This window comes from Mycobacterium sp. 141 (genome assembly GCF_000382405.1).
Lineage (GTDB): Bacteria > Actinomycetota > Actinomycetes > Mycobacteriales > Mycobacteriaceae > Mycobacterium.
Window position 1 is genome coordinate 134,158 of record NZ_KB908262.1, and the last position, 15,114, is coordinate 149,271.

Here is a 15,114-nt window from a genome sequence, read left to right on the forward strand (position 1 = left end):
GGATCTAGTTAGGAGCGTAAGTGTTCGCCTGGTGGGGTCGAACGGTGTACCGGTTCAGGTACATCGTCATCGGTGTCATGGTGGCGCTTTGTCTCGGTGGCGGCATCTATGGGGCCGACCTGGGAAAGCACGTCACGCAAAGCGGTTACTACAACGAGGAAAGCCAGTCTGTGCAGGCCTCGGTGCTGGGTGACGAGGCCTACGGTCGTGACCGAAACAGCTTGGTGGTGGCGATCTTGACCCCACCGAACGATGGGAAAGTCACCGACCCGGCTTGGCAAAAAAAGGTTCGCGACGAGCTGGACGCCTTCGTCAACGACAAAAATCACAAGGCCAAAGTCCTGCAATGGGTCGGGTGGTTGAAGGCCCCAGATGCCGACCCGAATACGCCGGTCGGCGCGAAGGTTCAGGCGATGAAAACCGCCGATCTCAAGCACACCTTCGTCACCATCCCGATCGCAGGCGACGACGACGACACGATCCTCAGTAACTACCAGGACGTGGCGCCTGACCTGAAGAAGATCAACGACGGCAATATCAAACTTGCAGGCATGGAGCCACTGGCCTCCGAGCTGACCGGCACCATCGGCACCGACCAGAAGCGCGCAGAGTTCGCCATCGTGCCGCTGGTAGCCATCGTGCTGTTCTTCGTGTTCGGCGGTGCGGTCGCGGCGGCCCTCCCGGCGATCATCGGCGGCCTGACCATCGCGGGTGCCCTGGGCATCCTGCGGCTCACCGCCGAATTCGGGCAGGTGCACTTCTTCGCCCAACCCGTGGTGACCATGATGGGCTTCGGTATAGCGATCGACTACGGCCTGTTCATCGTGAGCCGATTCCGCGAGGAACTCGCCGAGGGCTATGACGTGGAAGCCGCCGTGCGGCGGTCCGTCATGACCTCGGGTCGCACGGTGGCGTTTTCCGCCGTGATCATCGTGGCCTCATCGCTGCCGCTGCTACTCATCCCGCTCGGCTTCCTCAAGTCGATCACCTACGCGATCATCGCATCGGTGCTGCTGGCCGCTATCCTGTCCAACACAGTGCTGCCCGCGGTACTGGGTATCCTGGGTCCCAATGTCGACGCTCTTGGCGTCCGCACGCTGCTGAGGATCCCGTTCCTGGCCAATTGGCCGTTCTCGCGCCGGATCATCGACTGGTTCGCGGAGAAAACCCAGAAGACCAAGACCCGCGCAGAGGTCGAACAGGGCTTCTGGGGGCGCCTGGTGAATGTCGTGATGAAGCGCCCACTGGCCTTCGCCGCACCGATAGTCATAGCGATGATCCTGATGGTGATCCCGATCGGGCAGCTGGCACTCGGCGGCCTGAGCGAGAAGTATCTGCCGCCGGACAACCCCGTACGCATGGCACAGGCCGAGTTCGACCACATTTTCCCGGGCTTCCGCACCGACCCGCTCACCCTGGTGATCAAGAGCAACGACGGTCAACCGATCACCGATCAGCAGATCGATCAGGTCAGGGCCAGCGCCTCAACCATCAGCGGGTTTGTCGTGCCGGACGACGACCAGTCCAAAATGTGGGGAGAACGCGATGGCAAGACCAACGACCCGTCTATTCGCGTTTTGCAAAACGCTCTGGTCAATCCCAATGGCGTAGCAGAGAAACTCAACGAACTGCGTGCGCTGCAGGCACCGCACGGCCTCACCCTTCTTGTCGGCGGCACCCCAGCGCTGGCGCAAGACAGCATCAGCACCCTGTTCGAGAAACTGCCGCTGATGGTCGTGCTCCTCGTCGCCACCACTAGCGTCCTGATGTTCCTGGCGTTCGGTTCACTGGTGTTGCCGGTCAAGGCCGCCTTGATGAGCGCGCTGACCTTGGGCTCCACGATGGGCATCCTGACCTGGATGTTCGTCGAATCCGGCCACGGGTCCGGGCTGTTCAACTACACACCACAGCCGTTGTTGGCACCGATGATCGGCCTGATCATCGCGGTGATCTGGGGTCTGTCGACGGATTACGAGGTATTCCTGGTGTCCCGCATGGTCGAAGCCCGCGAACGCGGCATGTCGACCGCCGAAGCCATCCGCATCGGTACCGCGACAACCGGTCGACTGATCACCGGTGCGGCCCTGGTGCTTGCCGTGGTGGTCGCGGCATTCGCCTTCTCCGACCTGGTGGTGATGAAGTACCTGGCCTTCGGCCTGTTGATCGCGCTACTCCTGGACGCCACGGTAATCCGGATGTTCCTGGTGCCTGCGGTCATGAAGATGCTCGGCGACGACTGCTGGTGGGCGCCGCTGTGGATGAAGCGACTCCAGCAGCGCATCGGCCTCGGCGAGACCGAACTGCCCGACGAGCGCAAGCGTCCCACGGTGCGCGAGCCCGCGGACGACGAACGCGCCCTCGTGGGTGCAGGTGCCCCGCCGGCGACGTCCACCCGTCCGCACGATCCGACTCATCCGAGCGCCGAGCCGCGTCCGATACCGCCCCGCACCAACGCCCCATCGGCGGCGGGCACCACCCGAATGGCTCCCTCGGAGCCGACGCGGCAAGTGCCATCGGCTTACCCCCCGGGCGTTCCCGTCATGCAGCAGCAGGCCGAAGAGCCGCCGACGACCCGGCTGGCGATGGCCCGTAACGCTGTGCGTAACGCGGTCACCAGTGCGGTCAACACCGCGACCGGTCATGGCAACGCCCCGACCCAACGCGCACCTCTGCCTCCCACCCAACCCACGCCGCTACCTCCCACCCAACCCACCCCGCTGCCACCGGCTGCTGCGCCGCAGCGCGAGGAACGGGAGATCGAGTCCTGGCTGGGCACGCTGCGCGGTGGGCCGTCGGCCAAGCCGGCCTCTCCTCCCCCGCCGGTGCGGCCGTCCGCGGACTCCACCCGTGCGATGCCGCAGTCGCATAACGACGACGCGGCACCGACGACGGCGTTCAGTGCGCAAAAGCCCACTGCTGACAGGGGCAGCTCGGATGCCACGACAGCGATGCCGTCGCTGCGTCAGCATGATCAGGAACCGTCCACCGAGAAACTCAACACCGGGGACGACGAGCCGAAGCGGCGCGGCGGCGGGATGAGCGCGCAGGATCTGCTACGGCGCGAGGGCCGGCTTTAGCTCTTCAGTCTTCGGCTGGAGGCGTGTCGGGCGTGGCTTCGATCCGCACGCCATCCTCGGACTCGAGGCGGGCCTCCTCGGCCGCCGGGTCGGGTGCGACCAGCACCCGGATCGCGCTGTTGAGTACCGCGACGGCAGGCACTGCGAGCAACGCGCCCACGATCCCGGCCAGCACAGCACCGCCGGCGATGGCGAGCACCACGGCCAGGGGGTGGATCGACACCGCCCGGCCCATCACGAGCGGCTGCAGCACATGGCCTTCGAGCTGCTGAACCGCGATGATCAACCCGAGGGTGATCAGGGCATAGATGAAGCCCTTGGCCAACAGTGCCACCACCACCGCCAGGAAGCCGGCGATCACAGCACCGACCAGCGGGATGAACGCGCCCATGAACACCAGTGAGGCCAGCGGCAGGGCCAGCGGGATCCCCATGATCGCCAGACCCGTGCCGATACCGACAGCGTCGACCAGAGCGACCAGGAACGTCGCGCGGACATAACCGATCAGTGAGTGAAAGCCTGCGCGACCGGCGTCGCGCACGCGCTCACGCACGTTGACGGGAAACACCTTGGTGACGAACCCAAAGATGTTGCGTCCGCCGTGCAGCAGGAAGATCAGCGTGAACAGCGTCAGCAGGGCGCCGGTGAGCAGCTCAGTTAGCGTCCCCGCGGTCGACAGCGCGCCCGTGGTGAGTTTCTCCTGGTTGTCGCGCAGGGCGTTGATCGCGGTGTTCCCGGCCTGATCGATCTGTTCCTTGCTCAGATGGGGCGGCCCGTTGATCAGCCAGTGCCGCAGGCCGTCGATGCTGCGGGTCATCTGCTCGACCAGGGCGGGCGCGCCCTCGACAAACTGGCTGACGACGAAGGTGAGAATACCGCCGACCACGGCGATACCCGTCAGCAATACCAGGGCCACCGCGATACCCCGCGGCACGCCGCGGGTGTCCATGAAGTCCACGGCGGGCAGCAGCAACGCGGTCACCATGGAGGCCAGGGCCACCGGGACGACGAGCACTTCGAGTCGTTTGACCAGCCACAGCACCGCGACGACGGCAGCGAGGATGATCAGCAATCGCCAACACCAGGCCGCAGCCTTGCGGACCAATGGTGTCACGGCATCGTCAGCAACCGAATCCGATGGCATGCCGGTAGCGTAGCTGCGCCACGCCAGGACCAGTGTTCATGATGGCGCGACCTGCGCGGTTACCCTGTAGTACGTGTCATACGACGCGCCGGCGCTCACTGCCCGGAGCCGGCCGCGATCCACGCGGGGCAAGTACCGGTGGCTGCGGTGGCTGGTCCTGGCCGTCGCGGTCGCCGTGCTGGCCGTCGAATTGACGCTGGTGTGGGATCAGCTCGCCAAAGCGTGGAAGAGCCTGCTGACGGCGAACGCGTGGTGGGTGCTCGCCGCAGTGCTGGCCGCGATGGCGTCGATGCACAGCTTCGCCCAGATTCAGCGCACGCTGCTGCGCTCGGCCGGGGTCCCGGTGCAGCAGTGGCGCTCGGAGACGGCGTTCTACGCCGGCAATGCACTGTCCACCACAATGCCCGGCGGCCCGGTGCTCTCGGCCACCTTCGTCTACCGTCAGCAACGCATCTGGGGCGCCTCGCCGCTGGTCGCGTCGTGGCAGCTAGTGATGTCGGGCGTGCTGCAGGTGGTCGGCCTGGCCCTGCTCGGTCTCGGCGGCGCATTCATGCTCGGCGCGAGCAAGAACCCACTGTCACTGATCTTTTCGCTCGGTGGCTTCCTGGCGATCGTCCTGCTGGCCCAAGCGGTGGCGTCCCGGCCTGAACTGATCGAGGGGATCGGAGTCAGGGTTCTGACCTGGGTGAACTCCCTGCGCGGCAAACCCGAGGGAACCGGCATCGGGAAATGGCGTGAGCTCCTGCGCCAGCTGGAATCAGTCAGTCTGGGCCGACGCGACCTGAGCGTTGCCTTCAGTTGGTCGCTGTTCAACTGGGTCGCCGACGTGGCGTGCCTGGCGTTCGCCGCCTACGCGGCCGGTGGGCGCCCGTCACTGGTCGGCGTGGTCGTCGCCTACGCGGCTGCCCGCGCCGTGGGGTCGATCCCGCTGATGCCGGGCGGGCTGCTGGTCGTCGAGGCCGTGCTGGTGCCCGGCCTGGTGTCCAGCGGGATGACGCTGGCCTCGGCGATCTCCGCGATGCTGATCTACCGCCTGGTGAGCTGGATCTTCATCTCCGCGATCGGCTGGGTGGTGTTCTTCGTCATGTTCCGCACCGACAACGACATCGACCCCGACGCCACGGCGCCGGCCCCCGCAAGCCGCGACACGAAATCGGCCGAGCCGGCACCCGCCGACCCGGAACTCGAACGCTAGGAGCACTCATGCGGTATTCGGCCGTGGCCCTCGCACTGGTCCCTGCGCTCGCCGGCGCGCTGACCGCATGCTCGTCGTCCCAGTCCCCGCAGACCGACACAACCACCGCCACCACACCACCTGCTGCCGCCACCCCGGTGATCGGTTCGGTGATCGCCGACCCCGTCCCCGTGCCGACGACCGACGGCCGTACCCACCTGGCCTACGAGCTCATGCTCACCAACACGATGCCCGCTGACGTCACGTTGACCTCGCTCACCGCGTCGGCCGGCGACCGTAAGCTGCTCACGCTGTCCGGCGACAACCTCAAGTACTGGACCAGGCTGGTCGCCTACCCTGCCGTCGGAATCAACGTGCTGGGGCCCGGTCAAAGCGCCTATGTCTGGCTCGATGTGATCGCCAACGATTCGGCGCAAGTGCCGACCGAGCTCACGCACACCATCGATGTCGAAGTGTCCAAACCGATGCCGCCGCTGATACCTCCGAAGCTCACCGAGACGATAGCGCCCGTCTCGGTGCAAACCCGCAAACCGGCATCCGTCGCACCGCCGCTGACCGGTGAGGGCTGGGTCGATGGTGACAGCTGCTGCGGTATGACCGCCCACCGGATGGCTCTCAACCCCATCAACGGAAAGCTTTGGGCCGCTGAGCGATTCGCCATCGACTACGTCCAGCTCGACGCGCAGCATCGACTCTTCACCGGGGACAAGGCGAAGGTAGACAGTTACCCCTACTTCGGCGCCGACGTCCACGCCGTGGCCGACGGCAAGGTGGTCGCGGTGCTCGACGGACAGCCCGAACAGGTTCCGGGGGTGACACCGACGGGGTTGACGCTGCAGCAGTACGGCGGCAACCACATCGTGCAGGACATCGGCGACGGCAATTACGCCTTCTACGCCCATCTCAAGCCGGACAGCTTGAAGGTCAAGCCGGGCGATCAGCTCAAGACCGGGCAAGTCATCGCCGCACTGGGCAATTCGGGTAACTCCGACGCGCCGCATCTGCACTTCCATGTGATGGACGGGCCCGATCCACTGGCGTCCAACGGGTTACCATTCGTGTTCAAATCGTTCCGGCTGGACTCTCGGCTGGCATCGCAGGATGCGCTCCAACCGCTGCTCGACGGCAAGCCCGCCGCGTTGCAGCCCGGCTTCGCTGCCCGCGACCAAACCGAGGTCAGCCCACTGGTATTGGATGTGATGACGTATGCGACGGGCTAGCGCTCCGGCAGAATGTCGCCGCCGGCGCGGCTCCGCAGCTCTGCTGACCGACCTGATCGCCGTCGTGGTGTTCTGCACCATCGGCCGGCGCAGCCATGCCGAAGGCATCACGGTGACCGGGGTCGCCGAGACGGCGTGGCCGTTCCTGGTCGGAACACTGACGGGCTGGCTGGTGTCGCGCGGCTGGCAGCGTCCGACATCGTTGGCGCCCACCGGAATTGCGGTCTGGATAGCGACCGTGGTGGTCGGCATGCTGTTGCGCAAGCTGACTTCGGCCGGAGTAGCCGGCAGTTTCATCGTGGTCGCTTCCCTGGTGACTGCGGTGTTCCTGCTGGGCTGGCGCGCCGCGCTGGCCGGCTTGCGCCGCAACCGCGTTCAGTCCAGCTGATCGCAATATCCCACGGGGTCAGGCGAAGTCGGCGACATTTCCTGTCGCAGCGCTTGCCCCCGACACCGTCAGGGTGGCTCGTAGCCCGCCCAAAGGGCTGTCGGACAGGCGGATCGACCCACCGTGCAACTCGGCCTGTTGCACCACCAACGCCAGCCCGAGCCCGGATCCGCCCGCACCCGCGGTGCTGCCCCTGCGGAACCGGCCCAGCACCGTCTCGTGTTCCTCGGTGGGCAGGCCGCGGCCGTTGTCATCGACGATGATCGTCAGCACCGGCTCATGCCGCTGCGCGGTCAGCACGATCCGGCTGGCTTCGCCATGGGTGACGGCGTTGCGTACCAGGTTGTCCACGGCGAGCCGCAGTCCGGCCGGCCAGCCGAGCACCGATCCGACATCGGCCGCCGCGTGGACCTCGACCTCGACCGATCCGCCGCGCATGTTCTCCCGGGCCACCCGGTAGAGCATCTCGGTGACGTCGATCAACTCACGGTCCTCATGGCGGGCGAGCTGGCCGGACGCGAGCTGGCCGAGAGCGGTGATGATCGCCTCCACCCGGCGCTGGGCGCGCGACAGGTCGGCCACCACCTCGTCACGCTCGTCCTCGGGCAGATCGTGGATCCGCAGGGTGTCCAGGTCAGCCCGCATCGCGGTGAGCGGGGTACGCAGCTCGTGTGCAGCGTTGGCGGCGAAGTCCTGGGCGGCCTGCAGCGAATTGGTCGTGGCTTGCTGCGCGGCGGCCAGCCGGGTCAGCATGCCTGTCATCGCCTCGGACAGATCCTCGGCCTCACGTACTCCCCGCACCTCGGGCATGGTCGCGGTGTCGCGTCCGAGCTTGCTGGTGTGTTCGGTCAGTTTGCGCAGCGGCCGGATGGCCGGGCCGGCCAGCAGCCAGCCCAATCCGCCGGCGATCAGCACCGTCACCACGCCGACCACGATGTAGAGCGGTATCCGCTTGGCGCTGAGCAGGATGCTGTCCGCCCGGATGCCGATCGACATCAGCAGACCGCCGTCCTGATCCAGCACGATGGTGCGGACCCGGTACTCGGCGCCGTTGACCTCGACGGTCGCCGTCCCGGGCGGCAGCGGGGGCAGCTGCGGCCCACGCTGGAACACCAACTCGCCAGTGGCCTTGGCGCGGCCGGTGGTCAGCACGCCGCGGCGCGGATCCTGGAACTGATCGGGGTTGAAGCTGGCGTCGATGATCGAATCCAGCCGCCGGTCGAGCTGCGCAGCGTCATTGTTGACCAGCACCACCGAGGTCAGGATGGTGAACACGGCCACCACCGCAGACGCCGCCACGGCGGCGGCGATCGCCACCCGTGTGCGCAGCGAGGTCGACCGGACCAGGCTAGACAGCCGCACCTAGCCCCCGGACCCTCACGACTCGTCCCGTAGCACGTACCCGATCCCACGCACGGTGTGGATCACCCGGGGCAGATTGTCACGTTCCAGCTTGCGGCGCAGATAGGAGATGAACACGTCGGCCACGTTGGTGTCGACGTCGAAGTCGTAACCCCATACCAGCTCCAGCAGCCGCTGCCGGGACAACACCACACCGGCGTTCTCGGCGAGCACCGCCAGCAGGTCGAATTCCCGTTTGGTCAGCTCCACCCGCTCGCCGCCGACGAACACCAGCCGCCGCGCGGTGTCGATGGTCAGCGGGCCGACGGTCATGCTGGCCGACTGCCGGTCGGTGTGGCCGGACCGGCGCAGCAGCGCGTTCAACCGGGCCACCAGCTCGCCCAGGTCGAACGGTTTGGTCAGGTAGTCGTCGGCCCCGGCCTCCAGACCGGCGATGCGGTCGTTGACAGTATCCCGCGCGGACAGCACACAGATCGGGATGTCGTTGCCCAGCGCCCGCAGCGCAGTCACCACCGCCACACCGTCGAGCTCGGGCATCTGGACATCGAGTACCAGCGCGTCGTGTGAATCGCTGGACAGCAGTCGCAGTGCTTCCTTGCCGCTCGCCGCGACCCGAACGTCAAACCCGGAGTGCCGCAGACCGCGGGCCACCGAGGTACGAACGTCCGGGTCGTCGTCGACCATCAGGACCGTGTAACTCGCACCTTCGGGCACAACCGGTCCTTCGCCGCTCGCGGGGGTTGATCCCACCCGCACGCGGTTACGGGGCTGGAGGCGGGGTGGCGCCGCAGCGATTCTTCAGGTCGACCAGAGGCTGACGGATCCCCATCAGTTCGGCCTTGGTCTGCGGGTTCTGCTCCAGATAGTCGTGCACCTTGGGGTGCACCTGATCCCGGGGCAGGCCCTTGAGTCCGGTGAAGAACGCGTTCACGTCCGGGTGGGTGAAGAGGTAGGCGGACGTCGAGGCGGACACGCCCGCGGACACGCCGGCGAGGTCAGCCGCAGTGCAGTTGGGCGGTTCGTCGGCCATCGCCGACGGAACCGCGCCGAACAGCATCGCACCGGCAACAGCGCCGGCGCCGGCCACGCCGGCTACGACGCGCCGCGCGTTGAGGGCCGAGAGCAACATGGTCAAGCTCCTTTATCGGATAGGGCAGGCCGTAACCCCGGGTGGGTCTGGCATTGCAAGCTAAGCAGAATCCCGTGAGAGTTTCCGGTCTTGGGCCGAATGAAATTGTCGGCAGCGTACAAAGAGGTCGAATGCACGACCGGCGCCCTGAGGGCTAACGGGTGATGGCGGGACCGGGTAGCGGCCCGCTGCCGGCGCTCACAGGCGACATCTGCGCGGCAGGCAAACCGCCGGGTGCGCTCTGCTGCGCGCCCTGCAGCAGGCCCATCAACTGCGGCAGGCTGACCGGCAGCCGGCACCGGGTACCGAGGTTGATCAGAGGCGACTGCAGTTGCTGCAGGTCCTTGGCCACCGCAGGGTTGGCGTCGAAATAGGCCTTGAGTGTGCCCATTGTCTGCGGGCCGGCCTGCTGCTGGCTGATGGTGGTCAGCGCCTGGTTGGTCTGCGGGTGGGCGTCGAGGTAGTTGCCGGTGTTGGCGGCGACGGCGCCGACCGTGCGGGCGACCTCGCTGGCCGCACACGGATCAGTCCCGGCGGTCGCGGTCGGTCCCAGGAACAACGTCGCTACCACGCCCCCCGCTGCGGATATCGCAAATGCACCGGCAAGGCCACGGCGCAGTCCGGCAGAAATCGGCTTCATGACAAGCTCCTCACGATTGGCGGCATGCGGAGCCCCCGACGAGAGCACAGCCGGGGGCATCTTGCCGCCTATGTCGCCGGGTCAGCGAATTGCGTTAGCCGGATGGACGGTAATGCAGCCCACATCACAGTGCGATCTCAGTGCCGACCGACGAGCGGGTGAGCCTACCGCAGTCCGAGGTACGCTTCCGTACGCAACGCCGGGGGAGAAAGAGGGGACGTCGCATCCAGCAGTTCATGATGCGCTTGAGCAGCAATCTGCGCAGATTCCGCTGGGCGGTGTTCGCCGCGTGGTTGTTGCTGCTGGTGCCCTCCATCTACCTCGCGATGAACCAGTCGTCCAATTTGACCGGCGGCGGATTCGAAGTCGAGGGTTCGCAGTCGCTGTACGTGCAGCGCCAGCTCGAAGCTCATTTCCCCGATCAGGGCGCCTCCCCGTTGGCCCTGGTCGCCGCGCCGCGCGCCGACGCGTCGTTCGACGACATGAACGCCGCGGTGGTGCGGCTGGAACAGATCGCCAAGCAGGTCCCCAGCGTCAAGATAGTGCCCAACCCGCAGCAGCCCGCGCCGCAGCCGGACCGCCCGTATGTGCTCACCCTGCAACTGGACTTCAACAACACCGGCGCGGTCGACGTCGCCAAGCAGCTGCGGCAGAAGGTCGGCATCCACGGCGACCAACCCGGCGAGAGCAGCAACGGCAAGGTCAAGTTCTACGTCATCGGGCAGGGTGCGCTCGGCGCCGCCGCCACCCAAGCCACCAAACACGACATCGCCGCGGCCGAGAAATGGAATCTGCCGATCGTCCTGATCGTCCTGCTGGCGGTGTTCGGGTCGCTGGCCGCGGCGGCGCTGCCGCTGGTGCTGGGCATCTGCACGGTCGTGGTGACCATGGGCCTGGTCTATCTGCTGTCGATGGTCGCGACCATGAGCGTGTTCGTGACGTCGACGGTGTCGATGTTCGGTATCGCGCTGGCCATCGACTATTCGCTGTTCATCCTGATGCGATTCCGCGAGGAACTGCGGGCCGGCCGCGACCCCACCGAGGCGGTCGACGCCGCGATGGCGACGTCCGGGCTGGCGGTGGTGCTCTCGGGCCTGACCGTGATCGCCTCGATGACGGCCATCTACCTGATCAAGACGCCGGTGCTGATGTCGATGGCCACCGGTGCGATCCTCGCGGTCGCGGTGGCGGTGCTGACGTCGACGACGCTGACGCCGGCGGTGCTCGCCACGTTCGGCCATGCGGCCGCCAAACGCTCGTCATACCTGCACTGGTCACGCCGGGTCGAGGCCAGCCAGTCCAAGTTCTGGACCCGGTGGACCGGTGCGGTGATGCTGCGACCATGGGCGTCGGCGCTGGCGGCCGTGTTACTGCTGCTAACACTGGCCGCGCCGGCGTTCTCGATGGTGCTCGGCAACAGCATGCAGCGCCAGTTCCCGCCGACGCACGAGATCCGTGGCGGGGTCAATGCGGCAGCCGACGCGCTGGGTCCCGGTGCGCTCGGCCCGATCCGGGTGCTGGTGACCTTCCCTGACGGCACGGCGTCCACCGAATCCGCAGTCATCGACGCCGTGCGCCAGCAGATGAGCCAGGCGCCCAGTGTGATCATGGTCCAACCGCCGGCATTCTCCGACAACGGCAACAGCGCGCTGCTCTCAGCGGTGCTTTCGGTGGATCCCGAGGACATGGCGGCCCGCAAGGCCATCGACTGGATGCGAGAGAAGCTGCCCCCGGTGGCCGGGCCCGGCGTCCGCGTCGACGTCGGCGGCCCCACCGCCCTGATCAAGGACTTCGACGATCGAGTGTCGGCCACGCAGCCCTGGGTGTTCGTGTTCGTCGCACTGATCGCGTTCGTGATGCTGCTGGTGTCGATCCGGTCGCTGTTCCTGGCCCTCAAAGGCGTGCTGATGACCGTGCTGTCGGTGGCCGCGGCCTACGGCAGCCTGGTGGTGGTCTTCCAGTGGGGCTGGTTCGAAGGGCTGGGCTTCGAGAAACTCAGCTCGCTGGACAGCACGATCCCCCCGCTGGTGCTGGCCATGACCTTCGGCCTGTCGATGGACTACGAGATCTTCCTGCTGACCCGCATCCGCGAGCGGTTCTTGCAGACCAACAACACGCGCGACGCCGTCGCCTACGGTGTGAGCACCAGCGCGCGCACCATCACCAGCGCGGCGCTGATCATGATCGCGGTCTTCATCGGTTTCGCCTTTGCCGGCATGCCGCTCGTCGCGCAGCTCGGGGTGGCGTGCGCGGTGGCCATCGCGGTGGACGCGACGGTGGTCCGGCTGGTGCTGGTGCCCGCGCTGATGGCGATGTTCGACGAGTGGAACTGGTGGCTGCCGCGTTGGCTCGACCGCATCCTGCCCGAGGTGGATTTCGAGAAGCCGCTGCCGAAGATCGAAGTGACCGATCTGGTCATCATCCCCGACAACATCGCCGCGACGGGCCCCACCGGCGCGGATCTGCGCATGATGGTCCGTTCCGCAGCTCGGATGAAAAGCCTTGCCCCACAAACCATTACCGTTACCGATCCGTTGGCGTTCAGCGGCTGCCGACAGTTGGCCACCAGGTTGGCCGAGCAACGTCCGGGCCTGACGAAACCGTGCGCCGTGCATCCCGTGACGATGTGGCGCGGCCGGTTGTCGGTCGCCGTCGACGCGCTGGAAACCGAAGCCGACACCAAACGCGCCCCCGTCGCGCGGCGCGGCCCGATGGAGACCACCAATGTCCAGCTGCCCACCGGCGACCGCCTGCAGATTCCGACGGGCGCAGAAACCCTGCGGTTGAAGTGCTACCTGATCATGTGCCGCAACAGCACCAAGGACTACTCCGAGTTTGCTGACCTGGTCGAATCGATGGAGACACACACAGCTGCCCTGGTGTTGTCGGGTATGGACCGGTATTACTGTGGTCAGCAACCCAGAAGTCGGTGGGTGGCGACCCAATTGGTACGCCGCTTGGCCGATCCGCGGCCGTCGGACGAACACGATGTCAGAATGTCTGAACCCGAAGCTGCGGAAGAATGGGCGAAAGTCAGGCAGCGCTGCCTGTCGGTGGCAGTAGCGATGCTGGAGGAGGCGAAGTGACGTTGGCCCCGGAGGGGCGGGACACTCGCGAACCACACCGCGAGAACGTCGCCCCGCACGGGCGGTCTCGCTCCCCTCGACCTGCCCCGTCCCAGCGCACTCCCTTCGACGACCGGCCCGTCGAGTACTGGCCCACCGCCGCGATCCGCGCCGCACTCGAGACCGACGACATGTCGGTATGGCAGCGGATCGTGGCCGCGGTGAAGCGAGACCCCTATGGCCGCACCGCGCGTCAGGTCGAGGAAGTCCTGGAGACCGCGCACCCGTACGGAGTGTCGAAGGCCCTGTCCGAGGTTCTGGTGCGCACCCGCGAGCATCTCGAGGCCAACGAGCGGGCCGAGGTGGCTCGCGGCATCCAGGGGTTGCTGCGCCGGTCCGGTCTCGCCCCGCAGGAATTCGCTTCCCGCACCGGGGTGTCCAACGAGGACTTCGCCCATTATCTGGAAGGCAGCGTGAGCCCGCCCGCCTCGCTGCTGCTGCGCATGCAGCGGTTGTCGGACCGGTTCGCCAAGCTCGCCGCCCAGCGCTCGGCGCAATAACGACCACCCACGTAAGAAGCCGCTGTCCCCCTATCGCGAGTGCAGCGGCACGACGTCGTCGACCACCCAGCGGTTGTCGGACTTGGTCAGCGTGACACGCAGGGCCAGCACGGTGTTGTCGGCAGGCTTGCCGGGCACGCTCTGAGTCCCGCGCAGCACCACCGCGACGCTGGCCGCCGAGGGGCCGAGCGCCTCGACGCCCGCCGAGATCGTGCTGGCGGTCGCCGAGACGTTCTTGCTCGTCAGGTCCTTGGTGACACCGGAGAATTCCTTCTTGAACGCCTCGGCGCGCTCAGGCGTCATCATGGCCGCGGCGCGGTCGATCGACGCGGTCGGGCTCTGCGGCGCGAAGGTCGCGGTGGCTTCGGCGACACTGCTGGCGATCCGAACCACCTGGTCGCGGTCCCGGCTGAAGGTGTTGTCGGGCGCTGTCCAGCGCAGGTACCCGACGAGCACCGCGGCCACCAACGCCACGGTCGCCACCCCGACCACGGCGAGCCGTAGCCCGGGCCCGTCGTCGTCGGTGCCGACGGTGACGCCGTCGCGGCGGGCCAGCACCACGTTGACAATCACGCCCTGCACGATCAGCAGGCACAGTACCGAGCACAGCGAAACCCACCACAGCGGCCAGGCCAGCGCCGAGCCGATGAACACCAGCGCCAGGATCGCCCCCGCCGGCGCGGCGACGTCGAACGCCGCGACCCTCAACCGGTTCCTCATCGGATCGGCTGCAGCCGCGAGATCATCAGCTTCCCGTCGACATCGGAGACATCGAGCCGCAGTGTCCAGCGCACGGTCTGTGGTTTGTCGGAGCCGGCGTTCTGGCTCACCGACGTGGCCACCACCAGGACATGGTCGATGCGCGAGACCAGACCGGTCAGCTCAGGCTGGGGTGGCTGCTGCGGTGCGCCGTTCGGCCCTGGCGGCGGGTGGTAGATCGATTCGATGGACACCGAGTCGATCTGTCCGGTCGAGTCGGACTGCAGCCGCTTGACCAGGTCCCGGAAGGGTTGGACAGTGGCGTCGAAGTCGGTGTTGAGCTGGCCCACGGTGCCCTCGTGCAGCTTCTGCACGCCCGATTCGACGGTGTCCTTGTTCAGGTTGATCAGCACGTTGGTCCAGTCGGCCGCGGCTTGCAGCACGCGCGTCTGATACGCCCGCTCGGCGGCCTCGCTGCGGTGTCCGGTCCAGATCAGCGCGCCAAGGGCGACGGCGGCCACCGCGATCACCGCCAGTACCGCCGACGCGACGCCGTAACCGGTGAAAACCCCCGCGGCGGTGTCCGCACGACTGTCGTCGGTGCGGTCCTCGGCAGGAGCTTCGGGCATGCGCGT

Annotated in this window: 13 protein-coding genes; 6 read left to right on the forward strand and 7 right to left on the reverse strand. The window is 67.0% G+C overall.

Going from position 1 to position 15,114, the window contains the following annotated elements:
• Positions 1–20: 20 nt before the first annotated feature.
• Positions 21–3,077 (forward strand): MMPL family transporter, encoded by a 3,057-nt coding sequence (locus H276_RS0113165; RefSeq protein ID WP_019971780.1) that lies wholly within the window; start codon positions 21–23, stop codon positions 3,075–3,077.
• A gap of 4 nt (positions 3,078–3,081) precedes the next feature.
• Here the strand turns inward: H276_RS0113165 and H276_RS0113170 are convergent, their stop codons facing one another.
• Positions 3,082–4,221, reverse strand: a complete 1,140-nt coding sequence (locus tag H276_RS0113170; RefSeq protein WP_019971781.1) for an AI-2E family transporter — start codon at positions 4,219–4,221, stop codon at positions 3,082–3,084.
• A gap of 73 nt (positions 4,222–4,294) precedes the next feature.
• Here H276_RS0113170 and H276_RS22965 point away from each other — a divergent pair, with 73 nt between their 5' ends.
• The 3 genes from H276_RS22965 to H276_RS0113190 are packed head-to-tail and all read left to right on the forward strand — an operon-like array spanning position 4,295 to position 7,024.
• Positions 4,295–5,416 (forward strand): YbhN family protein, encoded by a 1,122-nt coding sequence (locus H276_RS22965; protein WP_019971782.1) that lies wholly within the window; start codon positions 4,295–4,297, stop codon positions 5,414–5,416.
• Positions 5,417–5,424: 8 nt separating this feature from the next.
• A complete protein-coding gene (locus tag H276_RS0113185; RefSeq protein WP_019971783.1) occupies positions 5,425–6,636 on the forward strand; it encodes a M23 family metallopeptidase in 1,212 nt (403 codons plus the stop codon).
• Entirely contained in the window at positions 6,623–7,024 is a 402-nt protein-coding gene (locus H276_RS0113190) for a DUF3054 domain-containing protein (RefSeq protein WP_019971784.1), read from the forward strand. The genes H276_RS0113185 and H276_RS0113190 overlap by 14 nt, the downstream gene beginning before the upstream one ends.
• Before the next feature lie 18 nt (positions 7,025–7,042).
• Here H276_RS0113190 and H276_RS0113195 read toward each other — a convergent pair whose 3' ends face one another.
• The 4 genes from H276_RS0113195 to H276_RS0113210 all read right to left on the reverse strand — a co-directional run bounded on the left by H276_RS0113195 (position 7,043) and on the right by H276_RS0113210 (position 10,155).
• Positions 7,043–8,341 (reverse strand): HAMP domain-containing sensor histidine kinase, encoded by a 1,299-nt coding sequence (locus H276_RS0113195; protein ID WP_019971785.1) that lies wholly within the window; start codon positions 8,339–8,341, stop codon positions 7,043–7,045.
• 60 nt (positions 8,342–8,401) lie between these two features.
• Entirely contained in the window at positions 8,402–9,100 is a 699-nt protein-coding gene (locus H276_RS0113200; protein ID WP_019971786.1) for a response regulator transcription factor, read from the reverse strand.
• A gap of 46 nt (positions 9,101–9,146) precedes the next feature.
• Positions 9,147–9,515 carry a heme-binding protein gene (locus tag H276_RS0113205; protein ID WP_019971787.1) on the reverse strand — a complete coding sequence of 123 codons (369 nt, stop codon included), beginning with the start codon at positions 9,513–9,515 and terminating at the stop codon, positions 9,147–9,149.
• Positions 9,516–9,669: 154 nt separating this feature from the next.
• Positions 9,670–10,155: a hemophore gene (locus tag H276_RS0113210; RefSeq protein ID WP_026356950.1), complete on the reverse strand. Its 486-nt coding sequence runs from the start codon at positions 10,153–10,155 to the stop codon at positions 9,670–9,672.
• A gap of 236 nt (positions 10,156–10,391) precedes the next feature.
• Between H276_RS0113210 and H276_RS0113215 the strand changes: the two genes are divergently transcribed.
• Together H276_RS0113215 and H276_RS0113220 are read left to right on the forward strand one after the other, a co-directional pair.
• Entirely contained in the window at positions 10,392–13,241 is a 2,850-nt protein-coding gene (locus tag H276_RS0113215; protein WP_019971789.1) for an MMPL family transporter, read from the forward strand.
• A complete protein-coding gene (locus H276_RS0113220) occupies positions 13,238–13,780 on the forward strand; it encodes a hypothetical protein (protein ID WP_019971790.1) in 543 nt (180 codons plus the stop codon). Before H276_RS0113215 ends, H276_RS0113220 begins: the two co-directional genes overlap by 4 nt.
• 30 nt (positions 13,781–13,810) lie before the next feature.
• Here the strand turns inward: H276_RS0113220 and H276_RS0113225 are convergent, their stop codons facing one another.
• Both H276_RS0113225 and H276_RS0113230 read right to left on the reverse strand, forming a co-directional pair.
• Complete coding sequence (locus H276_RS0113225; RefSeq protein ID WP_019971791.1) at positions 13,811–14,500, reverse strand: hypothetical protein; 690 nt, start codon at positions 14,498–14,500, stop codon at positions 13,811–13,813.
• Entirely contained in the window at positions 14,497–15,108 is a 612-nt protein-coding gene (locus tag H276_RS0113230; RefSeq protein ID WP_019971792.1) for a hypothetical protein, read from the reverse strand. Before H276_RS0113230 ends, H276_RS0113225 begins: the two co-directional genes overlap by 4 nt.
• Between the last annotated feature and the right edge of the window lie 6 nt (positions 15,109–15,114).